Source organism: Nocardioides marmorisolisilvae (assembly GCF_031656915.1).
GTDB classification, from domain to species: domain Bacteria; phylum Actinomycetota; class Actinomycetes; order Propionibacteriales; family Nocardioidaceae; genus Marmoricola; species Marmoricola terrisoli.
In genome coordinates this window covers 3667169-3691543 of the sequence record NZ_CP134227.1, presented here as the reverse complement: position 1 = coordinate 3691543, position 24375 = coordinate 3667169, and the positions used below count along the sequence as shown (strand labels likewise).

Sequence of the window (24375 nt, the reverse complement as noted above, 5' to 3'; positions counted from 1 at the left end):
GCAGTCGGCAACCGGTGCCAGTCAGAACGTCACCAGGTCGCGACGATGCGCCAGGTGGGAGACGTCTCCGATCGTTCGTGGGGCGCGGACGCCGTACGGTGCGGCGAGCACCGTGCTCACCGACGTGTGTGCTGGCATGAAGAACATGTCCCGGCCGATCCCCAGCACGTGGGCGAGATACGAGTTGATCACGCCACCGTGGCAGACGATCGCGACTCGCTGGTTCTCGTGATTGGATGCGATCCCTTCGATCGTGTTGGCAACACGGCGCCGGAACTCCGCGGACGACTCAGAGGCCGGATACACGTCCCAGCTCCGTTCGTGCATCATCCGCTCACGCACGCCCTGCATCTGGATCGGGCCGAGGAAATCCTCGGCACTGATCCCGGGCTCGAGCTCGCGGAAGAGGTCGATCTCGCGCAGGTCCTCAAGGACGACTGGCTCCAGGCCATGATGTCCACCGATCGCCTCCGCGGTCGCGTGCGCACGGGTCAACGGACTGGCGTACACCGCATCCAACGTGTGCGCGGCCAGACCGAGTCCCACCGCCCGGGCCTGTTCCTTCCCTGTCTCGGAGAGGGCCGGGTTGCGGTGCCCCTCATAGGCCTCCCCGGGCCCGGGCAGCCACTGCTGACCGTGCCGGACCAGCAAGAGCTCGGTCTTGGGCCCTTCTTGGCTCAGATAGGAGTAGACCATGTGGTCGAACGGAGTCATTTGCGAAGCCACTGTCGGAGTCCTTGCCATAAACGTCAGACTACTAGCATCATCAGCAACAAGCAGCCATTCCCAACCAGGAGGAAGTGCGCGGATGACTGACTGCCTGCAGCGCCTGCTCGACCAGCGCGACATCGAGAACCTCATCGTCGACTACACCCACCGGCTCGACTTCGGCTCGGTGGACACGATCTGGGAGCTCTTCGCCGGCGACGGCCTCTGGGAGATGCCACTCGAGGACCTCCGCTACACGGGCCACGACGAGCTACGGATCGAGTTGCCCCTGCGCCTTTCGGACAATCGCCGTACTACACGGCACGTCTGCACGAACACACGAATCGAATTCCTCGACGACGACCACGCGACAGCGTCGACCTACATGGTCAACTTCCGTCATGACTTCGATGATGTGGTCACCACCGACGCACAAGGCGTGCGCCCGCTCGCGCCGACCGGTTCGCCACGCTACGTCGGCGAGTACGTCGACACCTTCGTCCGCTTGCCCGAGGGGTGGCGCTTCGCCTCGCGGCGTGCCCAGCTTGGCTTCAGCCACCGCGCGTGAGTTAAACATCAGATGTATACTTCCTCGAGGAGGACGACTATGGTCACCACGAAGACGGCAGCCGGCATCGCGGAACAGCTGAAGGCCCTGCTTGCGGCGCGCGCGCCTGATCGAGGCGTGACAGACATCTCGGTCGAATCGGTCGAGGGCGGATACAGCCGGACCACCTGGGTCGCCACGATCAACTGGCGCGAGGGCTCCATGACGACGCATATCCTGCGCTCGGACCCAATCACCGACACCGGGCCCTTCAGGACCGATCGCGACCGGGAGTGGCAGCTCCTCAACGCTCTCTACGAGCATTCCTCGCTCGGGATAGCCGAGCCCCAGTGGTACGACGAGAAGGCGGACTTCTTCGAGGCGAAGTGCCTCGTCACCGATTTCGTCTCCGGCGGAACGCTGCAGGGCCTGTTGACAGCGGGAACAGATCTCAAGACCGGCGCGAAGCGCTTGATGCGTACGCTGGCTGCGATCCACGCGGTCGATACGACGAAGCTCCTCCTCGATGCACCAGCATCGTGGGACGACCACATCGCGGGCGTGATCGCGTTTGCCGAGCGACTGGCAAGCCGCGCTGGTTCTTCCCTGCCCGTCATGGGCGACGTCGTCGGCTACCTGCGGCACAACATCCCCGAACCTGCGCCGCTCACCCTCGTCCACGGAGACTTCCAGCCGGCCAACATTCTCCTCCCGCCCGGGGGCGACCCGCTCGTCATCGACTGGGAATATGCGCGCATCGGCGATCCTCGCGAGGACCTGGGTTACTACTCGATCTACCCCGTCCCGCCGAACCTCTACGTCGAAGACGCCGACACCGTCCTGGAGGAATACCGGAAGGCATCCGGGCTTTCCGAGGCCCAAGTCGAACCTGCCGCCATCGACTACTTCTGCGTGGTCAGCAATCTGCTGTACTTCCAGCAGATCTGGGAAGGTGTCGCCGCTCTCGAGACAGGACAACACGGTGTCATGAGCGCCCTGCTCATCGGGACACTCTCGCACTTCAACAACCAGTTCTCCCGAATTGTCCGCGACCGCGACCACTCGCTCAGCGTCCGATGAGAGGGGAGGCCGACATGCACGACTACCCGTCCTTCGCCGGCAAGGTGGCCCTGGTGACAGGTGGAGCCAGCGGCATGGGTCGCGCGACGGCTCTGGCATTCGGCACCGCTGGAGCCGATGTGGTGGTCGCCGACCTCGATGACGAGCGCGGTCGGACGGTCGAGGCAGAGATCACGGCAAGCGGGGCACGCGCCCGCTACTTCTACACCGATGTCTCCGACGCGGCAGCATTGCAAGAACTCGTCGAGAAGACCGTGGAAGCATTCGGCCGCCTCGACTGCGCGGTAAACTCTGCCGGCATTGAACGCGAGACGACTCACCTCGTCGACCTCGAGGAAGAACTCTTCGACCAGATCATCGCCGTCAACCTCAGGTCGACCTTCTTATGCCTCAAGTATGAGTTGCGCCAGCTCATCGCACAGGGCGGAGGTGGTGCCATAGTGAACATCGGTTCCACCGCCGGATTCCGGGGAAACGCCCGCCAGGCGGCCTACACCGCGAGCAAACATGGCGTGGTCGGCATCAGCAGGACTGCCGCCCTTGAGGCTGCAGAACACGGCATCCGCGTCAACGTGATCTCTCCCGGCGGGATCCGCACTCCGCTACTCGATGCCACCATCGCTCGTCGCGGCCGCGATCGCGACGAAGTCACCTCACGTCTGAGCCTCCTGGGACGCCTCGGCGATCCTGAGGAGGTCGCAAAAGCTGCCCTCTTCCTCTGCTCTAACCAAGCGTCCTTCATCCTCGGGCACGCACTCTCGGTCGATGCCGGACTGCTCGCCCACTGATCCAGGAGAATAACGTGATCCCCAGACCCACCACCGAGAAGCTGATCCTCGAGTGCTGCCACAACCTCGAGCAGCTCGTTGCCCCCGAAGTGGGCGCGAGCGCCGCGCAGCAAGCACTCGCAGTGATCGCCACGACCCTGCGGACTGCTGCCGTTCGCTCGGCACACGAGGTCGCCTGGATGCTTGAGGAGACCGATCTCATGGCTGCTTACGCGCGCGCCGGGCTCGACGCCCTGAGCGGCACGCCGGAAGTCGCCGACATCGTGGCGCCTGAGCCCGCGGCAAGCTACCACCTCGATGACGTCGTCAGCGCATACGAAGCCGGCTCGATCGTGCTCGCCCGTCTCCTCGAGCTTGCCGCCGACGCCGGCGAGGACGAGCTTCGCGCCCAGGGTCGGGCAATTCTGGCCCGGCGCATCGACCGCGAAAACGAGATCAACGGCGCCTACGTGCTGGTCGGCCGGGACGACTGATCAGATCGCGCGCCGAAGACGAGTACGGGCCCGTTCTCGGTCTCGGCGACGCCCTTGAGGTCGACGGAGTCGCCGATGGCAGCCTCACCACCGAGCCTGACTACCAGCCGTACCACCGGTGCCGCTCCGGGTATGACGAGCGCCAGCGTGAACGGCACTGCCTGGCCGGGGACGAATGCCCGCTGCACGTCGGTTCGGGTGAAGACCAGGCTTGTCGTCGGTATCTCCACCCACTCGTAGGCAGCGGCGTGACACGGCCCGGTGTCCAGTGGGTACCACCACCACGCGTGGCAGCACGGGCATCGCGGCAACCTGAGCCGCCCCTCCCGCGCAGCGTTCCAGAACTCCTCGTCGATCTCTGACCTGTTCATCGGTCGACGCTCAGCAGGGTGCACGCATAGTCCGGGATTCCCAAGCCGGTGACCATTGCCACCTCAGCTCCCTCGACCTGGCCTTCCCCGCGCTCACCGCGGAGCTGTCGAACAGCCTCGACGACGTGGTTGCCGGCGACGACGTACGACTGGGCGAGCAGGCCACCGTGCGTGTTCACCGGCACGGGGCTTCCCGGACCGATACCGCTCTCGAGCACATACGCGGGCCCACCCCCTCGCTCGGCAAAGCCGAGCTCCTCGAGTTGCAGAAGGGTGGTGATGGAGAAGCAGTCGTACAGCTCGGCGATGTCGATGTCGGAACGCTGAAGTCCTGACTCCGCGAGAGCTGCCCCGAAGGCAGCGCCAGCGGCCAGAGAGAAATAGTCGGACCGTTGAGTGAAATACTCTGCCTGGGTTGTCGCAGCCGCCGCGAGACCAGCGCCACGGACGACGACAGGGGGTTTCGCCAATGATCGCGCGCGTTCCGCGCTGGTCATCACATAGGCAATGGCGCCATCGTTCGTCAGGCAACAGTCCGCCTTCCGGAGCGGACTCGCCACGATCGGGCTCCTGTCATAGTCAGCACTAGTCACGGGTTCACGCAACAGCGCGTTGGGCGTGCGCGCCGCGTGCGCACGGGCGGCGCCCACCACGGCAGCGAGGGCATCGTCCGGCAGACCGAACTCGTGGGCATAGCGCGCCGCGACAGCCGCGAAATAGGTCGGCTGCCCGAACCATCCTGCGGGCAGCTCGAACTCCGCCTTCCACGGGTCCTCAGCATGGACGGCATAGGGTCCACCGCTGTTCGCACCAAGGGCGATCGAGAAGTAGGTGACGACGACGCTTGCCAGACCGGCCTCGATGATCGTGCGCGCCAGCCTCGGAGCCGCGACCACACCGGCGCCCGCGATCGAGGTCTGCGCCGAGAAGGGTCGTTCGGGGATGCCGAGCGCACGCGCCATCTGGTCGACCGGCACGCTGTGGGAGGTGAGCATCCCCTCGGTGACGAAGCCGTCGACGTCAGCACCGGTCAGCCCGGCGTCGGCGAGAGCACGATCGACTGCCTCACGCGCAAGCGCGCCCTCGCTCCGCCCGGTTCGACGCCCATAGTCACTCTCGCCCACCCCCACGACCGCGATCTCCACGAGCACTCCTCACTATAAATGTCAGATGTATAGTAACGTCATCGCTTCAAGTCCTCACGTCACGCCGGAGAAGTGGTGGAGATGATCAGTCAGCTCGAGGAACAATTGCGGGTCTGGGTCGAGGGGACCCGCGGATCCGGCGCGCGGGTGTCCGGCGTACGCACGCTCGACGGACACTCGGGATTCACCTACGGCTTCGACGTGACCCAGCCCGACGGCACGCGCGAGCCCCTGGTCCTGCGCCTGCCTCCACCGGGCGCGGGCACCCGCAATGCCGACGTGCTGCGCCAGATCCCAGTTCTACGCTACCTGGCTTCGAAGGGGCTTCCCGTCGCTCCGGTGCTCGACCCGGGGACCGACGACCAATGGTTCGGCTCGCCCTTCCTGCTCGTCCGTCGGATGCCGGGCCACACCGTTAGTCTCGAGATCGCCGATCGCCAGCCACCCGGCGCGCATCACGTCCGAGCCGCCGTCACCACATTGGGACAGCTGCACCGCCTGCCGGCATCGGTCGACCTCCGGCAATGGAGTGAGCCGGTCTCCTACACCGACGAGGTGTGCGCCTGGGACCGTGCCCTCGAACGAATGCCTACGGAATGGCAGAAGGACGCGACGCGCCTCCGCCGCGGGCTGCTAGACGGAGCACCGGCGGAGCCCTCAACCGGCCTGGTTCACGGCGACTACCAGTTCTCCAACCTTCTCTTCGACGACGACCGCCTCGGCACCGTGCTCGACTGGGAGGTGAGCGGCCTCGGACCGCAGCTTCTCGACATCGGCTGGTTCCTCTCGATCAACGACCAAGCATCCTGGAGTCACGACGTGGCCACGCAGGACATCCCGCCACAAGAGGTCGTCCTCGCCTGGTACGAATCGGCTCTCGGTCGCGCGGTCGATCGCGAGGAAGTGGCATTCGCGCGCGCGCTCGCGAGCTATCGCTTCGCCGTGATCGCCGGGCTCAACCTGAATATGCATCGTTCGGGCCGCCGCGAGGATCCACACTGGGAACGGATCGCGCCCTCGATCCCGCGGCTGGTTTCAGACGGGCTCCGCCGCCTGGATGTCACCACCCCCAACGGGAGGCCGAGATGAGGCCATCCCGAATCACGCTCGCACGGCATCCTGTCGGCCTCCCCACCGCCTCGGACTTCTCGTCCACGACCTTCGACCTCCCGCCACTCGAGCCGGGACAGGTCCTCCTACGGGTCATCTATCTCTCGCTCGATCCCTATGTCCGTGGTCGCCTCTCCGATGCGAAGTCCTATGCCTCCGGCATCCCCCTCGGAGGGACGATCATCGGCGAGACGGTCTGCGAGGTCCTCGAATCCGAGCACGACGCCTTCGCGACCGGCGACCTCGTCCTCTCCGAGTCTGGGTGGCAAACCCACGACATCGTCGACGGGAGTGCCCTGCGGCGTGTCGACCCGTCCGTCGCACCCATCTCCACGGCCCTCGGAGTGCTCGGGATGCCAGGCTTCACGGCCTATGCCGGCCTACTCGAGATAGGTCATCCACAATACGGTGAGACCGTCGTCGTCGCAGCAGCGACGGGGCCTGTCGGGTCGGCTGTCGGGCAGATCGCCCGGATCAAGGGTGCGCGGGCCGTCGGAATCGCAGGGGGCGCCGACAAGGTCCGCGCCCTGCGCGAGCACTTCGGCTTCGACGCTGCCGTCGATCATCGGTCGCCCGAATTTCGCGAGCAGCTCAAGGAGGCCACCCCCAATGGCGTCGACGTCTACTTCGAGAACGTCGGCGGCGAGGTGGGCGACGCGGTCATCAGACGCATGAACGTCCATGGCCGCATCCCGCTGTGCGGGCTGGTGGCGGAGATCAACGACACGGGTGCCGGCTCGGGTCCGGACCGGCTCTCGACCTTCCTGCGCCGGGCACTGGTCAAGAGGTTGACGGTCCAGGGCTTCCTCCAAGCGCAGTTCCTCCCCACTCACCACGCCCGCTTCGTCGACGAGATGTCCGCGTGGATCCGCGGCGGCGAGATCAGGTACCTGGAGGACGTGGCCGATGGGCTCGACAACGCGGTCGACGCCTTCGTCGGCATGCTCACCGGTCGCAACTTCGGTAAGGCGCTGGTACGGGTCTCACCGGACCCGACCAGCTGACCAGCGTGGCTCCTCCCCTGACCGCCACGAGGCGCTCGTGCCCGACGGGTGCGATCAGTCCACCTTCTCCTGCTCGTAGTAGGGCGCGAGATTACCGGTGATGTGCTCGTTGGCCCGCCGAAAGGCCTCTACCTCGTCGCCGTCGAGGATCGCCCGCGCGATCGCCTGATGGTCGCGAAGGTTCTGCTCCCAGAACTCCTCGCCAGGCGTCGTGCGGCGGAACCGCGCCCGCGCAACCGCCGCCACCGGTCGACCCATCGCGACCAGCAGCTTGTTCCCCGAGGCTACGAGCAGCGCCGAATGGAAGTCGATGTGCAGTTGGCGCATCACCTCGAGATCGTCCGCATCGATCTCTCGGGTCGTGCGGATCAGCTCGTCCACCTGGTCGCCCCCGCGCCGGCGCGCGGCCAGCGCTGCCGCCGGGCCGTCCAAGGCACTCATTGCCTGGAGGAAGGCCTCCGCGTCGACCTGGTTGGTCAGCGCCAACATGCTGAAGGAGGTGCTCAACATGCCCTCGAGCTGACTGGGGTCCGGCTGTGCCACGAAGGCACCGCCCTGGACACCGCGCCGGGTCTCGATGAGGTGTTCGGTGACCAGGATCCGCAGTGCCTCCCTGATCGTGCTCCGGCTGACGCCGAAGAGTGGCGCCATCTCCGCCTCGGAGGGCAGCCGCTGACCCACGACCAGATCACCACGCGTGATCAGGTCGCGCAGCTGTGCAGCGACCTGCGTGTACGACGACTGCACCCGGCTGACACCCAGCTCTGCCTTCTGCAGTTGGCGGGCGCGCGAGAGCCGTGCCGAGTCCGCCTTGTCCTGTGCCATGTCCCCGACCACCTACCCGTCCGGCCCGTCATGTGACGGGCTCGATTTCCGCACCTCAGTCTGCACTCGACCGCGAGAGCTGGCTCGCACGTTACACGTCTGAGGTATCACAGCGCACTCAGTCGCGGCCCCCGTCGACGGCAATGACCGCGCCATTGGTGAAACTCGACGCATCGCTGGCCAGATACAGCGCCGTCCCCACGATCTCCTTAGGCCTGCCGACACGGCCCAGCGCAGTCATGCCACACACCCGCTCAACGGCCTCGTCCGACCAGTACTCCGCCACGTCGGTCGCGAACGCGCCGGGCATGATCGCGTTTACGCGCACCGATGGGCTGTACTCCTTGGCGAGCGCCGCCGTCATGGCGTTTAGACCGGCCTTTGCGGCCGCATAGGGAACGATATCGCGCGTGGGCCGGACGGCCCCGATGCTGCTCACGTTGACAACCGCTCCGCCGCCCGCAGCCACCATCTTCGGCGCCAGCAGTGCGGTGAGGCGAAACGCGGCACGCATGTTGACATTGACCGTCTTGTCCCACAGGTCCTCGCCGATCTCTGCCACCGAGCCGTAGACCGGCGACATGCCGGCGTTATTCACCAGCACGTCAACGCGGCCCGATGCCTTCATCGCAGCATCGGCCAGGTTCGTCAACTCGTCCCACCTGCCTACATGGCAGGCAACGGGCACGGCCCTGCGCCCCAACGCCTCGACCTCTGCGGCGACCATTTCACACGCGCCCAGATCCCGACTGCTCACGACGACATCTGCGCCGGCTGCCGCGAACCCCAGGCACATCTCCCGGCCGAGACCACGGCTGCCGCCCGTGACCAGGACGGTCTTTCCCGCGAGCGAGAACAACCCGCCGGGATCGATTCGCACTTCGGCCATCAAAGCCACCTCCTCCGACCTTCGATCCGACGACCCCTAGCCACCGGACTACATTTGTACTATACATCTGATGTATTGCACCATCGCTCTTTTCGCTGCTTCGCTCCCAACCGAGGACAACACGATGACCACAACGACGGAGGATCCGTTCTCCTACCTGACCTACGACGAGATCGACGACGGCGGGATCGTTCGCATCATGCTGAACCGGCCGCGCCAGCGAAATGCGCAGAGCCGCGGACTGCTCGTCGAGCTCGACGACGCCCTCGTCCGGGCAGAGCGTGACGATCGCGTCCGAGTGGTCATTCTCGGCGGGAATGGGCCCGTCTTCTCCTCCGGCCATGACCTTGGATCCGCGGACGACGTACGAGAGCGCTCCGGTGCTCCCGAGGGCCACCCCAGCTACGACCTGAACGGTGGCTCCCGGCTCGGTACCGAACAGCGGATGCTGCAGGAGTGGCACTACTACTTCCAGAACACGCGCCGCTGGCGTGACCTGCGCAAGATCACGATCGCCCAGACACAGGGGCCGGTCTTCTCCGCCGGGCTCATGCTGGCCTGGGCCTGCGACCTCATCGTGGCAACGCCCTCGACCACCTTCGCGGACGTCGTCGGCACAAGGCTTGGAATGTGCGGCCTCGAGTACTTCGCGCACCCGTGGGAGTTCGGTCCCCGACGTGCCAAGGAACTCCTCCTGCTCGGTGACTCAGTAGGTGCCGAAGAGGCCCACGAGTGGGGCATGGTCAGCCGGATCTTCCCCGACGACGAACTCGAGAGCAGGACCCTCGAACTCGCCCGCCGGATCGCGAAGCTTCCGACCGTCGCTTCGCTGCTCATCAAGGAGTCCGTCAACCAGACGGTCGACCAGATGGGCTTCTACAACGCACTCAATGCCTGCTTCTCCCTGCATCAGGTCAGCCACTCGCATTGGGCCGAGGTCACCCGAGGTGAGACCCACCTCGGCACCCCTGAATTCGGCGTGCCTGAGTGGTCGTCGGCTGAACCGGTTCGGCGGCGCACACGCGACGGGCTTCCCGGTGCTTCGACCTCGGGGAATGCCTCGTGAAGTTCGGCGTTTCGCTGTTCCCGCTACGGGCCCACCAGACCGTCGACGTAGCCACCGCCTGTGAGCGGCTCGGCTATGACTCGGTGTGGATGGGCGAACACGTCGTCACGCCCGTCCACCAGGACTCGCACTTCCCGTATGCGGAGGATGACGCACACCAGGCCTTCCACGGCTTTCTCCCCTTCTTCGACCCATACGCCGCGCTGGGCTTCCTCGCAGCACGCACGAGCACTCTCGAGCTCGTCGTGTCGATCTCGATCGTCCCCCTCCACGATCCGTTCCGGCTGGCCCGTTCCGTCATGACGATGGACCAGTACTCCGACGGGCGCTTCCGCTTCGGCATCGGCTCGGGCTGGTTGCGTGAGGAGTTCGAGATCATGGGCAAGCCCTTCAACCGGCGTGGTCGCCTCCTCGACGAGACGCTCGACGTGATGGATCTCCTCTTCACCGAGCGGGTGACGACCTACCGGGGCGACCTGCTCGAGGTGCCCCCTGTGGCAATGGAGCCGAAGCCGACCACATCACCGCATCCGCCGTACATCTTCGGTGGCCACGGACCCAAGGCGCTCATCCGCGCGGCGACTCGCGGCCAGGGCTGGCTGGCAACGGGCATGTCACCCGAGACGGTCGGTGAGGCAACGGCGTTCATCCGCGGCAAGAGGGCAGAACTGGCGCGCGACGACGCTTTCGAATTCAGCGCCCACATCACCGGGGACGTCACCGACGCGATGGTCGAAGCGTACGGAGCTGCCGGCATCGACCGGCTCGTCGTACGCCCCTGGGCGAAGGGCAGCGAGGCGGTCGACCGCCTCGAGGAACTCGCCGAACGCCTCGCCATCCGCCCCGACGCCTGAAACGAGAGGACATCGACATGGCCTGGGATTTCTCCACAGAACCCGAGTATGCCGAGAAGCTGGCATGGGCAGAGAACTTCGTCCGCAGCGAGGTCTTCCTGCTGGAATCACTCGAACTACCTCAGACACAACTGGCTGCGGCAATTCGTCCCCTGCAGGCAGAAGTCAAGCGCCAGGGCCTGTGGGCCGCGCACCTTCCCGCCGCTCTGGGTGGCATGGGATTCGGACAGGTCAGTCTCGGCCTGCTGCACGAGATCATCGGCATGTCGTCACTCGCACCCGTCGTCTTCGGCAACAATGCGCCCGACTCCGGCAATTCGGAGCTGCTGGCGCTGGGAATCGAGGAGGCCCCCGATTCGGAATGGCAACGCGAGGCATGGCTCGAACCACTCCTCGCCGGAGGGATTCGCAGCGCCTTCTCGATGACCGAACCCGGCGCCGGCGCCGATCCGACGCTCCTCTCGACGACCGCGGTCCGTGACGGGGACGAGTGGGTGATCAATGGACACAAGTGGTTCACCTCCAACGGCTCTGCCGCAGACATCCTCATCGTCATGGCCGTGACGGATCCCGACGCTGCTCCCCACGGGCGGGCATCGATCATCGTCGTCCCTCGGGACACGCCAGGAGTCGAGATCATCCGCGACATCGGGACCATGCAGCACCCACACCCCGAGCCGGGACGGATCGGCAACCACTCCGAGGTCCGGTACCGCGACGTCCGCGTGCCGGCAGGACATCTGGTCGGCGCCCGGGGCGCAGGTTTCCTCCTTGCCCAGAAGCGCCTGGGACCGGGCCGCATTCATCACTGCATGCGGTGGCTCGGCCAGTCGCGCCGGGCACTCGACATGCTCTGTGAGCGCGCAGTGTCCCGCTACACCCACGGCTCGCTCCTCGCCGACAAGCAGACCGTGCAGAACTGGGTGGCCGACTCGGCTGCAGAGATCTCGGCAGCCCGGCTGATGACCCTCCATGCGGCCTGGAAGATGGACACACAGGGCGTGAAGGCCGCACTGACGGAGATCTCGCTGATCAAGTTCTACGGGGCCCAGGTGCTCTACAACGTCATCGACCGCGCCATCCAGGCGCACGGCTCGCTGGGCATCACGACCGATCTGCCGCTCGAGGACATGTACAAGGAGGCGCGCAACGCGCGCATCTACGACGGCCCCGACGAGGTACATCGTGCAACGGTCGCGCGCCGAATCCTCCGCGGATACGAGCGACATGACATTCCCAGCGAGCACCTGCCCACGCGGCGCCGCCAGGCGGCTGAACGCTTCGCGGCCTATCTCGACGATCCCGCTGCTCTCGCGGCCCCCGACCAGTACTAGGAGACGAGCGTGTTGCGAAGCATCTACGACACCGATCACGAAGACTTCCGGACGAGCGTGCGTGCCTTCGTCCGGAACGCGATCGAACCCCATGACGAGCGGTTCGCGCACGAGGGAAGATTGGATCGCGAGCTCTGGCGGGCGGCCGGCGCACTCGGCCTGCTCGGCCTGTGCGTCGCTGAGGAGTACGGCGGCATGGGCGTCGATGACTACAGGTTCAACGCCGTCATGGACGAGGAGTTGACCCGCGCCGGCCTGGCATACGCCTGCGCCCTGGGGATCCACACCCATGTGGTCTCGCAGTACCTCACGAAGCGAACCACTGAAGAGCAGCGGCAACGATGGCTCCCGGGCTTCTGTTCGGGTGACATCGTGACCGCGGTCGGCATGTCCGAACCCGCAGGAGGATCGGATCTGGCGGGGCTCCAGACACGCGCGACCCTCGATGGCGATCAATGGGTCGTCAACGGCTCGAAGATCTTCATCACGAACGGCGCCTCGGCCGACCTCATCGTGACGGCGGTGCGGACCGAGCCGACCACGGGAAGGGATGGCATCTCGCTGATCGCCGTCGACGGCAACTCGCCCGGCCTCCACCGCGGCAAGCTGCTGCACAAGGTCGGTCAGCACCAGGGCGACACTGCGGAGCTCTTCTTCGACGAAGTCCGTGTCCCAGCTGACAACCTTATCGGTGTCCGCGGCGAGGGTTTCGGCTACATGATGGAGCACCTCGCTCAAGAGCGCCTCGCCTCTGCGGTCTGCAACATCACGCACGCTCAGCACGTGCTCGAGATGACTCGTGACTACGTCTCCACTCGACAGGCCTTCGGCGCCAGCATCGGGTCCCTCCAGCACATCCGCTTCCGCATGGCCGACCTCGTGACCGAGGTCGACATCGCCCAGTCGTACGTCGACGCGTGTGTGGACGCCCATGTGCGCGGCGAGCTCACACCGATCGACGCCGCGAAGGCGAAACTGAAGACATCCGATCTCCAGAACGAGGTCGTCGATGCATGCGTGCAAATGCACGGAGGCTACGGGTACATGCAGGAGAGCGCCGTGGCCCGCGCGTGGCAGGACGCCCGCGTCACCAAGATCTGGGCCGGTTCCAACGAGATCATGCGTGAGGTCATCGGACGCTCGCTGCAATTGCGCGGCTGACCCCGTGAGCGCCCGGCCACCGACCGACCTTCCGCTGAGCCCCGTCAACTTCCTCAGACGCTCGGCCGTCGTCTTCCCCGAACGTGTGGCTGTCGTCGACGGTGACATCAGGATCACCTATGCCGCTTGGCTGACGCGTGTCCGCCGGATGGCAGGACTCCTCGCTGCCCAGGGAGTGAAACCAGGCGATTGCGTAGCCCTGCTGGCCCCCAACAGCCGCATGCTCCTCGACGCACATTTCGGCGTCGCCCTAGCCGGCGCAACAGTGTTGACGCTGAACATCCGACTCACCGCTGACGAGCTCACATGGATCACCGAACATGCGTCGGCAAGCGTCCTGCTCTATGACCATTCGCTTGCGGCGCTCGCGAGCCGGTTGCCTGCGTCTGCCAAGATCTCGGACGTCGAGTATGAGGAACTGCTCATCGACGCTGATGAGGTCGAGCGCGCGGTCGAGGACGAATACGCCAGCCTCGCCCTCAACTACACGTCAGGGACCACTGGCCGCCCGCGCGGGGTCATCTACCACCATCGGGGCGCCCACCAGCAGGCGCTTGCCATGGCCTACCACGCCGCGCTCGACCCCAGCACCGTCCATCTGTGGACCCTTCCGATGTTCCATTGCAACGGATGGGGCTTCACCTGGGCGGTCACTGCGGCCGGAGGACGACACGTATGCCTGCGGCAGGTGCGACCAGACGCTGTCTGGCGCGCGGTGCAGGAGGAGGGGGTCACCAGCCTTAACGCAGCACCAACGGTGCTCATCGACCTCGCAGCGAGTTCGCTCGCCGCCCGCGTCCCCCATCGGGTGCTCGTCGGCACCGGCGGAGCGCCACCCTCCCCGACACTGCTGGGCCAACTGGGTGACCTGGGCTTCGACGTGCGCCACTACTACGGTCTGACCGAGACCTTCGGGCCCTCCGTCGTGTCCGAGTTCCCACCGGAACGTGCCGCGGCACCGCTCAGCGAGCAGGCCTCGTTCAAGGCACGCCAAGGCAACGCGAACATCGCCGGTGCGCCCGTGCGCGTCGTCGACGATGCCGGCCGTGACGTGCCAGCGGACGGTGTCTCCGTGGGTGAGATCGTCCTGACGGGCAACACGGTCGCCTTGGGGTATCACCGCGATCCCGTTGCCACTGCGGAGGCGTTCGGTAGCGGCTGGTTCCGAACGGGCGACCTCGGAGTGATGCACCCTGACAACTACATCGAACTTCGCGATCGGGCGAAGGACGTGATCATCTCCGGCGGCGAGAACATCGCCTCGGTGGAAGTCGAGCAGGCGCTTGCTACCCACCCCGACGTGCTTGAGTGTGCAGTCGTCGGCGCACCGCATGACCGCTGGGGCGAGGTACCGGTTGCCTTCGTCACCCTCCGCAGTGGGGCCAGTCTCACCAGCGTCGAACTTATCGCCTGGGCGCGCAAGCAACTCCCCGGATTCAAGGCCCCGAAAGAGGTCGTGTTTGGCGATCTGCCCAAGACGGGAACCGGCAAGATTCAGAAATTCCAGCTCCGCGCCCAGTTGCGCGCGGACGGATGATCAAGGCCACCAAAATGACTGCGATCTCTTGCTGCGAGAAAACATCTGACTTATAGTCAGGCGCACAGCACGGCTCATCGCTTGCCTCGGAAGCGGACCCACCTCAGGAGGACTAAGAATGCCTACGCTCGACGGAAAAGTAGCGGTCATCACCGCGAGCACGCGGAGCTTGGGACGCGCCATCGCCGAGGCCTATCTGGCCGAAGGGGCGTACGTCGTCATCAGTAGCCGGTCGGCCGAGAAGGGCGAACAGGCACTGCGCGAGCTCGACGCCGGCACCCAGGCCCATTTCGTGCCGTGCGACGCGACCCGCCGCGAGGACGTGGAGCACCTGATCGCCGCGGCGATCGACCACTTCGGCGGGCTTGACATCGCCGTTCTCAACGCCGGCGGCTGCGACAAGACCGCACCGGTGGCAGAGATGTCCGACGAGGAATGGCAGTTCGAGCTCGACTGGAACCTCAATCACGTCTTCTGGGGCATGCGTGCGTCGATCCAGCACATGCTCCCCCGCAAGAGCGGGCGAATCATCGCCATGTCATCGATGGAAGGGAAGCTGGGCAAGCCCGGGATTCCGGGCTACGTCGCAAACAAGCACGCCATTCTCGGCCTGGTGAAGTCAGCAGCTCGCGAAGTCGGCACCGAAGGCATCACCATTAACGCCCTCTGCCCGGGCATCGTCCTCACCGACGCCTTCTACGACGTCGGCCCCGCCACGATCCAAGCCATGAATCTTCCCGACCTCGACGCGCTCGCGGCCATCTACTACAAGGAATCGGCGCTCCAACGGCCGATCGAGGCCGCCGAGGTCGCCGCTGCCGCACTCTTCCTCGCAAGCGATGCCGCCAGTGGCATCACCGGCACCGCTCTCAACGTCGACGGCGGCGCATCGCCGTACTGATCCCCAGGCGACGCGTGGCCGACTTCCGAGTCACCCACGACACCGTCACGCCTCCATCCAAAACATCTGACGTTTTCTCGCCCCAGGAGATATGTTGCCGAATCAATCTGTGAGCCTGGCCCATTCGTTTGCCCGCCACCTCGATTCCGATCCCGAGGCCACCGCGATCGTGGTCGGGGACGACCGGTGGACGCGAGCGCAGCTCTCGACGCAGGCCGATCGTGTGATCACGACGCTCCTCGCCGCCGGTGCCAAACCCGGCGACGCCGTGGTCGCACACTATGACACCGGGTTCGAGGATGTGGCCGTCGCCCTGGCAGCAGCACGCGTTGGATGTGTCTTCATGCCCATCCCCAAGCGCCTCGGTGAACGCGAGTTCCGCTATGTCGTCGAACTCGCAGATCCCACCGTCGTCATGGTCAACACCGATGTGCAGCGCGCAATGGTGGACGAGCGTGAGGGAATGCTCGTGACCACCCGCGCCGAGATCGCCGCGGATCAACCGACCGCGGTCGAGCCGCATGCGTGGGCCGGAGACGTGCCGGCAGTCGTGGGCTTCACCAGTGGTTCGACGGGCCTGCCCAAGGGCGTGATGCACGGCTGGAGTTCGATGGACTGGGTCGCCGACCGAATCGCGGAACGGGCCGGGCTCAGCTACGGCGAGGCAATCTGCGTCACCGGTGCAGGGGCGGGAGCCCCCGGTTTCACCTTCTACACGTATCTCGGCCTAACGAGGGGGTTGCCCATCGTCAAGAGCGAGAAGTGGGATCCAGCTCGCGTGGTCGAGCTGATGGCGCGCGAGAAGTGTGTCTGGTCGACCATGGTTCCAACAATGCTTCTCATGCTCATGCGAGCCCGCGAGGAACTCGGCGATGCGCTCGACCTCTCGTCGATGCGCACCATCTCCATGGGTGGTTCGCCCATGTCGTCCGACCTCATCGCCGATGCTCGCCGCATCATGGGCTTCGAGGTCCTTCGCGTCTATGCGATGGCGGAGGTCATGATGCACTGCCACATGGGTCTGGACTCCACTCAGGAGGAGCGCAATCTCCTCGACGGCAAGCCGGGTCCCGACTGTGATCTGGTCATCCTCGGGCCCTCGGGAGAACGACTTCCCGACGGCGAGGTCGGCGAGGTCGCCATGAGGGGCCCCTCGTTGATGCTCGGATATCTGGGCGACCCGTCAGGTGTCGAAGGCATGCTGACTTCTGAGGGCTTCCTACGCAGCGGGGACCTGGGCCGGAAGGTCGAAGGCGGCTACGTCAAGATCGTCGGGCGCCTCAAGGACATGATCATCCGTGGCGGCTTCAATATCGATCCGAGCGAGGTCGAGGAGCTCATCCGGCTCTACCCCGGTGTCCGCGATGTCGCCGTGGTCGGCTATCCGGATCCGGTCTACGGCGAGCGTGCATGTGCGTGGATCTGGACCGATGAGGAAGTCACCATGGCCGACCTCGTGCAGCACCTGCTCGGCCTCAAGCTCTCCAAGGAGAAGTTGCCCGAGCGGGTGGTCTGCACGCACACCGTGCCCCAGTCGCCGGATGGGAAGATTCTCAAGGGCGAGCTGCGCAAGATCCTCGCCCATGAGGCCGCTAAGGCGACCGCGTAGGCGCGCCACCCAACGGAGGAAGATGATGACGTCCCTGACGCCCGAAGAACTCGATGCATTCGGTGCCTCCGTCCACGGCGCGATCTCGCAGCACTGGCCGGATGCCCGCACTGCTGGCGAGGCGGACGCCGACGTACGCCTCGAAGGTCTATGGGCCCGAGCTGCGGAGTTGGGGTGGTGCGGATTGGCCGATGAGTCAGCTGCGGATGCTCTCCTGACGGCCGTGTCCCAGACAGGAGGCTTCGGGCTCCCTCTCCCTCTCACAGACGCCTACGTCGCTGTCCTCGCGCTCAAGGTCGCTGGCCTGGACGAATGGGCTGCACGGGTGACGGCGGCCGACGTTCGGACGGCCACCTTCTTCACGCACGACGGGGCACCGCCGCGCCTCCTGGTGGATGGGGGAACGTCCGTCACGCATGCCCTGGTGGTTGATGACAGGACCGGCGCGGTCGACCTGATGCCCGTCGTTTCGCTCGAGCCCAGACCGGGCCTGGCCAAGCCGGATTGGCATGAGGCTTCGGTGGGCGCAGCTGACTGCAGCTTCACGCTCGCGATGGACGCAGTCGACGACCTCGCCGCAACGCTTCGTCTCGGTCTCGCTGCCCGGGCACGCGCAGCAGCCAGCCGGTGCCACGAGTTGGCACTTGAGTACGCACGGACCCGTGAGGCTTTTGGCAAGCCGATCGGCGCCTACCAAGCCGTCTCCCATCGAGCGGCGAACGGGGCCATCGACCTGACCGCGCTGGGCCTGCTCCTGATGGAGGCAGCCGCGTCGATCGTCAACGGGGCTCCCGATCGCCACTTGAGCGCTGAGCTCGCGATCGCCTACGCGGTCGAGACCCTGCCGCGCGTCCAGTTCGACAACGCCCACACGCTGGCCGCCCAAGGCTACTTCGAGGAACACGAGGCACCCTGGCTCTTCCGACGCCTGCACGCCGATCTGGTCAGGCTGCGGGCAATTCCTCCAGCTTCGGGTGAACCCGCCGAACAGCTCCTCCGGGCCAGTCGCAGCCTGCCCGCTCTGGGTCTCGGCGAGTCCGCAGAACAGTTCCGTCAAGAGGTCCGCAAGGTGCTCGCGCCCTTCAGCGGAGTCGGAGCGGTACAGCATCTGGATGCGCCACCGTCGCCCGACCTGCTCGCCGCCTTCAGCGAGGCCGGCTACTTCTCGCTCGCCTGGCCCAAGGAGTTCGGCGGTGCCGATGCCCCGATCGAGCACCAGATCGTTCTCGCCGAGGAGCTTGCCGCCCACAACATCCACCTCGAAGCGAAGATCGTCGCCGACATGTTCGGTACCGCGATCCTCCGTCACGGAACACCCGAACAGTGCGAGCGCTTCCTGCCTCTGCTCAACAGCGGCCGGCTGACCCAGTATCTTGCCTACTCTGAGCCAGAGGTCGGATCAGACCTGGCTCACCTTCGGACGCGGGCAGTTCGCGAGGGCGACGACTGGGTCGTCAACGGCAGCAAGATGTGGGGCACGGGCGCGCAACGAGCAGAGTACGTGTGGCTCGCGGCACGAACCGACCCGGACGCGACGCCGCCCCACGCAGGCATCACGCTCTTCCTCACTCCGATCGAGGGATCGGGCTGGGAGGCCCAGCAGCATGTCGCGTTGTCCGGCGAAATCTCTTGCACGACCTTCTTCGATGACTTCCGTGTCCCGGACAGCGACCGGATCGGTGAGGTTAACGGGGGCTGGAAGGTGATCGGCGAGGCGCTCGCCCAGGAGCGGATCGCCATGGCGAACATCGCGGCCGAATGTCTGCGCCTTCTCGAGGATCTGCTCGCAGCTACCAGAGATCGGCCCGATGTCGTCGGCCCCGTCGGCTCTGCGGCCAGGGCGACGATCACCCAGCTGTCCGCACGGGTTCAGGCAGCACGGGTGCTGGTCGCGGCGAGCGTTCGCGCGACCGCTGCCGGAGGCGGCGCACGCCTGGAGGCGCCGATGGCCAAGGTCGTTGCGGCCTCGCTCTACGAGGACTTCGGCGTGTCGGCCCTGGGCCTACTCGGCCCCAGCGCGATTCTCGGCGAGGACGTCGCCGACGTACCGGGGTGCGGGGGTTTCGAATATGCCCTGCGCGCCTCGATCATGCATGCGGTCGGCGGCGGAACCATCGATATTCAACGCAACCTCATTGCACGGTCGCTGGGCATGGCGAAGGGCTGACCGGCGATGCCGAAACTGCCGCTTACAGGACTACGGGTACTCGACCTGACAGATGGGCGAGGAGAACTTGCACCGCGCCTGCTCGGCGATCTGGGCGCTGACGTCATCCGCGTCGAAACGGCTCAGGGCTCGAGCAGCCGTACCGCACTGCCGATGTGGCGGGACCGCAGCATCAGCTACGCGGTCCACAACGCCAACAAGCGCGCGATCGCCCTGGATGCCGACACCACAGAAGATGTCGAGTTCTTCTGGGATCTGGTCGGCAGGAGCGACATCATCTTCCAGCAACCTGATGCGCCGTTGATCCCTGTCAGCCCCGAGGAGATCGCTGCGGCGCATCCGCACCTCATCGTGGTCGCCCTGACGGACTTCGGACTCACCGGGCCTCGCCGGGACTGGATCGGCACTGACGCCGTCCTCGGCGCACTCATAGGCGTATCCGTCCAATCACGGCTCCCCGGACAGGAGCCGCTCTCACCCCCCAACGGAATCGTGACCGAGTCAGCCGCGGTCCTCACGGCATGGTCCGCACTTGCCGCCTATTACCGGCGACTGGGAACCGGACGGGGCGAGTTCATCGACGCCTCGACCTACGAAGCAGCCATCCAGTCCGTCGATCCCTTGTTCGGGATCCGAGGCACTGCGTCGGGCGGTCGGCCACCATGGGAAGAGGAATACGAGCAGCAGGACACTCGACACCTCTATCCGATCTTCCGCTGCAAGGACGGTTACGTGCGAATGTGCGTGCTCGCGACCAGGCAGTGGGAGTCTCTCCTGAGCTGGATGGGTTCACCGCCCGAGCTCGCCGATCCCGAACTTGGCTCACTCGTCGCGCGTCAGCAGGCGCGAGACCTGATCGACACCGTCGTCGGCGGATTCCTCCGCACCAGGACGGCTACCGAGCTGGAGACCGAAGCCGAGCGATTCGGCGTACCGCTCGCCCGGGTCCAGACGCCGGCCCAGGTCTTCGACTGTGAACAGTTCGGAACCAGAAGAGCCTTCGTCCGCACACCGTTGGACGACAACGGGCAGACGATTGCGCTGGCGAATGGCTTCGTCGAGTTCGACGGCGAGCGGGCCGGCATCCGCCGCCGGGCGCCGCAGCACGACGAACATCGCGCCGAGGTACTCCGCGAACTTGCCGACATCGACAAGCGCCCGACCGACAGCCAGGGTGGAGGTCCTCCAGGGGCACTACCCTTCGCGGGCCTACGGGTGCTGGACCTGGGCGTCATCGTGGTCGGGGCCGAGATCGGGCGGCTCTTCGCGGACCTCGGTGCCGAAGTGATCAAGGTAGAAAACCGCAATTTCCCCGATGGAAGTCGTCAGGTTGCCCCTGCCGACACGATGACGGTATCCCTCGCCTACGGCCACCGTAACAAGCAGAGCCTGGGACTCAATCTCCGCGATCCCCGAGGCATCGAGCTCTTCGAAGAACTCGTCCGCGGTTCCGACGTGGTGGTGTCGAACTTCAAACCTGGCACGATGGCGGCACTCGGGCTCGACTACGAGCGGCTACGCACTCTGAACCCAGGCATCGTCGTCGCCGACAGCAGCGCCTTCGGTCCGACCGGGCCGTGGAGCGAGCGTATGGGCTACGGGCCGCTGGTGCGCGCCGCGACCGGTCTCACCTCGTTGTGGCGATACCCAGAGCTCGAGGACGGATATGCAGACACCTCGACGATCTACCCAGACAATGTGTCGGCGATCATCTCTGCCATTACCGTCCTCGCAGCGCTCATCAAACGAAACGGCGACGGGATCGGTGCCCGGGTGAGCGTCTCCCAAGCCGAGACGATCCTGGCGCAACTCTCATCGCGATTCGCCTTTGCCTCCATTTCAGGTGACGATTGCGCGTATCCATCACCCGACGTACACGTCCTCCAATGTGCCGGCCGCGACCAGTGGTGCGTGGTCGAGCTGCGCGATCCGCGTGACTCCGCGAAACTGGCTGAAGTCCTGGGGTGTCGGACCACCGAGCGCGCGGCTCTCGTGAATACCGCGATCAATTGGTTCGCCCATCATCCGGCCTCCGAAGCCATGTCAACGCTGCAGGATGCAGGTGTTCCCTGCGGTGTCGTCCAGCGACCCACTGACCTGATGCGCGATCCCCAGTTGCTGGACCGACAGTTCCTCCGGCCCGTTTATCAGCCACACGGTCCAGGAGTGCTTCCGGCGACGGGCGCACCGGCACGATTTGCCAGCCTTCCGCAGATTGATCTGTTACCAGCCCCCCTTCAAGGACAAGACACCCGCACCATCTGCCGAGACGTTCTCAGGCTGTCCGAGGCCCAGATCGACGAAGCCGCCCGGGCCGGGGTCATCCAACTATGCGACTCCCGTTCTCGAACCGACGAATCGCAGGATCATGAATGAAGAACGGTCACTTTCATCCTGTCTGATAACACACGCTCTCACCTGCGGGGAGCGACTCGCACCCGCCCTTGCAGCCGCGACCCACGCACTGGACTGGCAGGGCGCGTCGACGTCCTGGTGGACAATGCGGGCATGTCGCTCCGCTATCCCTCCGTCGCCGAGGTGACCGAGGCGTTGTGGGACAAGACCGTCAATCGTTCCCTAGGCGGTGCGAGGGCCGGCGTGAACGCCATGACGGCGGCGCTGACGGCGGAGTTCGCCCCCGTTCCCATGAACACGATCATGCCGGGGGCCTTCGGCTCCGACGTCGGCCGGCACTGGACCGAGGAGGCGGTGGCCGCTGTCTGCGAGGTCACCGCGCTGGGTCGTGACGATCGACCGGAGAAGATCGGGGGCACCGCCCTGTACCGGGCCACCGAGGCATCGTCGGTCACCACGGGAACCGCGATCAGCGTGGACGGCGGTCGTGCCTGAGCACACCGACGACGAGATCGCGAGCGTCCACCGGCACGCGGCCGAGCTCGGCGTGGGGCTGGACCCCGCAGCGGTGCGCCGCGTCGAGCTCGACGGCGGCGATGTCCGGGTGAGCGGGCTGTCTTGGGGGGGCGACGACCCCAAGGTCATCCTGCTGCACGGTGGCGGCCAGAACGCCCACACCTGGGACCGGATGCTCCTCACTGGGACTGGGCCCGCGCTCGCTCTGGACCTGCCCGGCCACGGGCGCTCCGGCTGGTACCCCACCCCGGACTACCGGCCTCGCCGGATGGCCGCTTCGCTCGCCACTGCGATCGGGAGCCTCCCCGCCGTTCCCCGTGTGGTGGTCGGGATGTCCCTCGGCGGCCTGGCCGCGCTCGCGCTCGCCGCGGCCCATCCGGACCTCGCTCGGGGCCTCGTCCTGGTGGACATCACGCCCGGCAACCGACCCGGGCGCGCCGGAGACCTCGCAACCCTGGCGGAGACCGAGGTGTTCGCCGACTTCGAGGCGCTCCTCCGGCACACCCGCCGGTACCTCCCCACGGCGAGCGACGCCTCCCTGGAGCGCTCCTTGCGCTACAACGCCGTGAGGCGGGACGACGGCAGCTACGCATGGCGCGCGGATCCACGACGGTGGGAGGACGGTCGCACCCAGACCGAGCGGCTCTTCGACGAGATGGCCTCGCTGTGGAGCGAGGTCGCGCTGCTGCAGTGTCCGACGACGCTGGTGGTCGCGGGCGACTCCCCAATCGTCACCGTCGAGGACCGTCAGCGGATGCTCCGGTCGAACCGGCGCGTCCGCAGCGTGGAGATCCCTCGCTGCGGCCACAACGTGCAGTCGGACCGGCCGGAGGCGCTGGCGGCGGAGGTCTCGTGCCTCCTGGACACCTGAGGTCGCTCTCGACCTATTAGTGCGGACCGACGTCGAATGTGTCCCGTGCCAGCTCCGCCACGAGTGACGCCCGATCACCCCGGCCCAAGAAGAAGCACTGGTCAGCGGGTTCACTCTCGCGAGCACCTCTTGGAGGGCTCGCCCCATCTGAAGGTGATCGACGCTCTCTAGTCCGCCGCGAGCGATCAGCCGGTACGGGTACCGAGCATGCGCAGAGCGAGGAGCGCGTACTCGTGGGCAATCTGCTCGGGCGTTGTCGATCCCGCGTTGTCGAACCATTGCGGCAGCGAGGTGCACATTGTCGCGATGGCTCGACCGTCCTCTCGTGGACGCCGGGTCGCGACCAGCCCCGATCTGACTGCGGCACGGATTTCACGGTCGAGCATCCGCTGGATCTCCGAGCGTCGTCGAGCGATGCGGTCGTGGTCGGCCGGTCGGATGCTGCGCATCTCGCTCGCCCCGATGAATGCGAGGTCGGCCCGACGCGTGTGAAACAGCGCGAGCGCCTCGACCAGCGTCGCGAACCGGACGAGCGGTCCGGCAGGACCGTCCGGTGCCGACGCGCGGGCGGCAGCCAGACGCCAGTCGAGTTCGTCCATCGTCAGGTCGAGGATGGTCACGAGGAGGTGCTGCTTGCCGTCGTAGCGCTGATAGACGCCGGACACGCTGGTGCCGGCACCGGCAGCGATCGACCGGATCGTCGCGCCGTGATAGCCGGTCGTCACGAAGACGCGGATTGCGCTCGCGAGCACCGGATCCAGCTTGAGGTCGGGGAACTCGCGCCAGGACGTCGGGGCCGATGGGGCGACCCGGGGCCGGGTCGTGGGGTGCGGCCGTCGTACGGGGTGGTCGTCAACTTCCAGCAGCGACGACGTCGGTACGCCGAGGACGGCCGCGATGCGCGCGAGGCGGTCGACGGTGACAGATGTTCGACCGGTCTCGATCGCACTGAGGGTTGCCGGACTCAGGGCGAGTTCAGCGGCGACCGACCGCAGCGACCGACCGCGGTCCTCGCGCGCGCGTCGGATCGGGCCATCGACCGTCACGTGTTCAGAATACCTGAA

At 66.2% G+C, this 24375-nt stretch carries 23 protein-coding genes; 17 read left to right on the top strand and 6 right to left on the bottom strand.

All coding sequences use genetic code 11. The features are described from left to right. Positions 1-21: 21 nt before the first annotated feature. On the bottom strand, positions 22-714 hold the full coding sequence (locus Q9R13_RS17730; RefSeq protein WP_310962500.1) for a histidine phosphatase family protein: 693 nt from the start codon (positions 712-714) through the stop codon (positions 22-24). A gap of 94 nt (positions 715-808) precedes the next feature. Here Q9R13_RS17730 and Q9R13_RS17725 point away from each other — a divergent pair, with 94 nt between their 5' ends. Genes Q9R13_RS17725 through Q9R13_RS17710 form a run of 4 tightly spaced genes read left to right on the top strand, consistent with a single transcriptional unit; the run spans position 809 to position 3596 of the window. Continuing rightward, complete coding sequence (locus Q9R13_RS17725; RefSeq protein WP_310962499.1) at positions 809-1276, top strand: nuclear transport factor 2 family protein; 468 nt, start codon at positions 809-811, stop codon at positions 1274-1276. A gap of 39 nt (positions 1277-1315) precedes the next feature. Then, complete coding sequence (locus Q9R13_RS17720) at positions 1316-2335, top strand: phosphotransferase family protein (RefSeq protein ID WP_310962498.1); 1020 nt, start codon at positions 1316-1318, stop codon at positions 2333-2335. A gap of 14 nt (positions 2336-2349) precedes the next feature. Continuing rightward, complete coding sequence (locus Q9R13_RS17715; RefSeq protein WP_310962497.1) at positions 2350-3123, top strand: SDR family NAD(P)-dependent oxidoreductase; 774 nt, start codon at positions 2350-2352, stop codon at positions 3121-3123. Between the two features lie 14 nt (positions 3124-3137). After that, positions 3138-3596, top strand: coding sequence for a hypothetical protein (locus Q9R13_RS17710; RefSeq protein WP_310962496.1), 459 nt, complete (start codon positions 3138-3140; stop codon positions 3594-3596). Here the strand turns inward: Q9R13_RS17710 and Q9R13_RS17705 are convergent. Together Q9R13_RS17705 and Q9R13_RS17700 are read right to left on the bottom strand one after the other, a co-directional pair. Next, positions 3569-3967, bottom strand: a complete 399-nt coding sequence (locus tag Q9R13_RS17705) for a Zn-ribbon domain-containing OB-fold protein (protein WP_310962495.1) — start codon at positions 3965-3967, stop codon at positions 3569-3571. The genes Q9R13_RS17710 and Q9R13_RS17705 overlap by 28 nt on opposite strands. After that, a complete protein-coding gene (locus tag Q9R13_RS17700) occupies positions 3964-4944 on the bottom strand; it encodes a thiolase family protein (RefSeq protein ID WP_310962494.1) in 981 nt (326 codons plus the stop codon). The genes Q9R13_RS17705 and Q9R13_RS17700 overlap by 4 nt, the downstream gene beginning before the upstream one ends. Before the next feature lie 249 nt (positions 4945-5193). Here Q9R13_RS17700 and Q9R13_RS17695 point away from each other — a divergent pair, with 249 nt between their 5' ends. Together Q9R13_RS17695 and Q9R13_RS17690 are read left to right on the top strand one after the other, a co-directional pair. Continuing rightward, on the top strand, positions 5194-6201 hold the full coding sequence (locus tag Q9R13_RS17695) for a phosphotransferase family protein (RefSeq protein WP_310965115.1): 1008 nt from the start codon (positions 5194-5196) through the stop codon (positions 6199-6201). Next, on the top strand, positions 6198-7226 hold the full coding sequence (locus tag Q9R13_RS17690) for an NADP-dependent oxidoreductase (protein ID WP_310962493.1): 1029 nt from the start codon (positions 6198-6200) through the stop codon (positions 7224-7226). The genes Q9R13_RS17695 and Q9R13_RS17690 overlap by 4 nt, the downstream gene beginning before the upstream one ends. Before the next feature lie 54 nt (positions 7227-7280). On the opposite strand, the gene Q9R13_RS17685 is transcribed toward Q9R13_RS17690, so the two are convergent. Then, positions 7281-8051: a FadR/GntR family transcriptional regulator gene (locus Q9R13_RS17685; RefSeq protein WP_310962492.1), complete on the bottom strand. Its 771-nt coding sequence runs from the start codon at positions 8049-8051 to the stop codon at positions 7281-7283. A gap of 118 nt (positions 8052-8169) precedes the next feature. After that, entirely contained in the window at positions 8170-8940 is a 771-nt protein-coding gene (locus Q9R13_RS17680) for an SDR family NAD(P)-dependent oxidoreductase (RefSeq protein WP_310962491.1), read from the bottom strand. Positions 8941-9064: 124 nt separating this feature from the next. Here Q9R13_RS17680 and Q9R13_RS17675 point away from each other — a divergent pair, with 124 nt between their 5' ends. From Q9R13_RS17675 to Q9R13_RS17625, 11 genes are all read left to right on the top strand, one after another. Continuing rightward, positions 9065-10006: an enoyl-CoA hydratase gene (locus tag Q9R13_RS17675; protein WP_310962490.1), complete on the top strand. Its 942-nt coding sequence runs from the start codon at positions 9065-9067 to the stop codon at positions 10004-10006. Next, positions 10003-10860 carry a TIGR03619 family F420-dependent LLM class oxidoreductase gene (locus Q9R13_RS17670; protein WP_310962489.1) on the top strand — a complete coding sequence of 286 codons (858 nt, stop codon included), beginning with the start codon at positions 10003-10005 and terminating at the stop codon, positions 10858-10860. The genes Q9R13_RS17675 and Q9R13_RS17670 overlap by 4 nt, the downstream gene beginning before the upstream one ends. Before the next feature lie 17 nt (positions 10861-10877). Next, positions 10878-12194 carry an acyl-CoA dehydrogenase family protein gene (locus Q9R13_RS17665; protein WP_310962488.1) on the top strand — a complete coding sequence of 439 codons (1317 nt, stop codon included), beginning with the start codon at positions 10878-10880 and terminating at the stop codon, positions 12192-12194. 9 nt (positions 12195-12203) lie between these two features. Next, a complete protein-coding gene (locus Q9R13_RS17660; RefSeq protein ID WP_310962487.1) occupies positions 12204-13355 on the top strand; it encodes an acyl-CoA dehydrogenase family protein in 1152 nt (383 codons plus the stop codon). Positions 13356-13359: 4 nt separating this feature from the next. After that, the gene (locus Q9R13_RS17655; protein ID WP_310962486.1) at positions 13360-14892 is read left to right on the top strand and encodes an AMP-binding protein; all 1533 of its coding nucleotides are present in this window, start codon (positions 13360-13362) and stop codon (positions 14890-14892) included. 118 nt (positions 14893-15010) lie between these two features. After that, the gene (locus Q9R13_RS17650; protein WP_310962485.1) at positions 15011-15793 is read left to right on the top strand and encodes an SDR family NAD(P)-dependent oxidoreductase; all 783 of its coding nucleotides are present in this window, start codon (positions 15011-15013) and stop codon (positions 15791-15793) included. A gap of 91 nt (positions 15794-15884) precedes the next feature. Beyond that, positions 15885-17402, top strand: a complete 1518-nt coding sequence (locus Q9R13_RS17645; protein ID WP_310962484.1) for a class I adenylate-forming enzyme family protein — start codon at positions 15885-15887, stop codon at positions 17400-17402. Positions 17403-17727: 325 nt separating this feature from the next. Beyond that, the gene (locus Q9R13_RS17640; RefSeq protein WP_310962483.1) at positions 17728-19569 is read left to right on the top strand and encodes an acyl-CoA dehydrogenase family protein; all 1842 of its coding nucleotides are present in this window, start codon (positions 17728-17730) and stop codon (positions 19567-19569) included. 6 nt (positions 19570-19575) lie between these two features. Then, the gene (locus Q9R13_RS17635) at positions 19576-21945 is read left to right on the top strand and encodes a CaiB/BaiF CoA transferase family protein (protein WP_310962482.1); all 2370 of its coding nucleotides are present in this window, start codon (positions 19576-19578) and stop codon (positions 21943-21945) included. 132 nt (positions 21946-22077) lie between these two features. Next, positions 22078-22419 carry an SDR family oxidoreductase gene (locus tag Q9R13_RS17630; RefSeq protein WP_310962481.1) on the top strand — a complete coding sequence of 114 codons (342 nt, stop codon included), beginning with the start codon at positions 22078-22080 and terminating at the stop codon, positions 22417-22419. Further along, positions 22412-23311: an alpha/beta fold hydrolase gene (locus tag Q9R13_RS17625; protein WP_310962480.1), complete on the top strand. Its 900-nt coding sequence runs from the start codon at positions 22412-22414 to the stop codon at positions 23309-23311. The genes Q9R13_RS17630 and Q9R13_RS17625 overlap by 8 nt, the downstream gene beginning before the upstream one ends. Positions 23312-23496: 185 nt before the next feature. On the opposite strand, the gene Q9R13_RS17620 is transcribed toward Q9R13_RS17625, so the two are convergent. Further along, positions 23497-24357 carry a helix-turn-helix domain-containing protein gene (locus Q9R13_RS17620; RefSeq protein WP_310962479.1) on the bottom strand — a complete coding sequence of 287 codons (861 nt, stop codon included), beginning with the start codon at positions 24355-24357 and terminating at the stop codon, positions 23497-23499. Between the last annotated feature and the right edge of the window lie 18 nt (positions 24358-24375).

What these genes read in the sequence shown, in the direction of transcription:
- Q9R13_RS17725 (WP_310962499.1), top strand. Translation starts at nt 809, where the DNA reads ATGACTGACTGCCTGCAGCGCCTGCTCGACCAGCGCGACATCGAGAAC.
- Q9R13_RS17650 (WP_310962485.1), top strand. Translation starts at nt 15,011, where the DNA reads ATGCCTACGCTCGACGGAAAAGTAGCGGTCATCACCGCGAGCACGCGG.
- Q9R13_RS17715 (WP_310962497.1), top strand. Translation starts at nt 2,350, where the DNA reads ATGCACGACTACCCGTCCTTCGCCGGCAAGGTGGCCCTGGTGACAGGT.
- Q9R13_RS17645 (WP_310962484.1), top strand. Translation starts at nt 15,885, where the DNA reads ATGTTGCCGAATCAATCTGTGAGCCTGGCCCATTCGTTTGCCCGCCAC.
- Q9R13_RS17630 (WP_310962481.1), top strand. Translation starts at nt 22,078, where the DNA reads ATGTCGCTCCGCTATCCCTCCGTCGCCGAGGTGACCGAGGCGTTGTGG.
- Q9R13_RS17685 (WP_310962492.1), bottom strand. Translation starts at nt 8,051, where the DNA reads ATGGCACAGGACAAGGCGGACTCGGCACGGCTCTCGCGCGCCCGCCAA.
- Q9R13_RS17730 (WP_310962500.1), bottom strand. Translation starts at nt 714, where the DNA reads ATGACTCCGTTCGACCACATGGTCTACTCCTATCTGAGCCAAGAAGGG.
- Q9R13_RS17680 (WP_310962491.1), bottom strand. Translation starts at nt 8,940, where the DNA reads ATGGCCGAAGTGCGAATCGATCCCGGCGGGTTGTTCTCGCTCGCGGGA.
- Q9R13_RS17665 (WP_310962488.1), top strand. Translation starts at nt 10,878, where the DNA reads ATGGCCTGGGATTTCTCCACAGAACCCGAGTATGCCGAGAAGCTGGCA.
- Q9R13_RS17695 (WP_310965115.1), top strand. Translation starts at nt 5,194, where the DNA reads ATGATCAGTCAGCTCGAGGAACAATTGCGGGTCTGGGTCGAGGGGACC.
- Q9R13_RS17720 (WP_310962498.1), top strand. Translation starts at nt 1,316, where the DNA reads ATGGTCACCACGAAGACGGCAGCCGGCATCGCGGAACAGCTGAAGGCC.
- Q9R13_RS17635 (WP_310962482.1), top strand. Translation starts at nt 19,576, where the DNA reads ATGCCGAAACTGCCGCTTACAGGACTACGGGTACTCGACCTGACAGAT.
- Q9R13_RS17705 (WP_310962495.1), bottom strand. Translation starts at nt 3,967, where the DNA reads ATGAACAGGTCAGAGATCGACGAGGAGTTCTGGAACGCTGCGCGGGAG.
- Q9R13_RS17690 (WP_310962493.1), top strand. Translation starts at nt 6,198, where the DNA reads ATGAGGCCATCCCGAATCACGCTCGCACGGCATCCTGTCGGCCTCCCC.
- Q9R13_RS17675 (WP_310962490.1), top strand. Translation starts at nt 9,065, where the DNA reads ATGACCACAACGACGGAGGATCCGTTCTCCTACCTGACCTACGACGAG.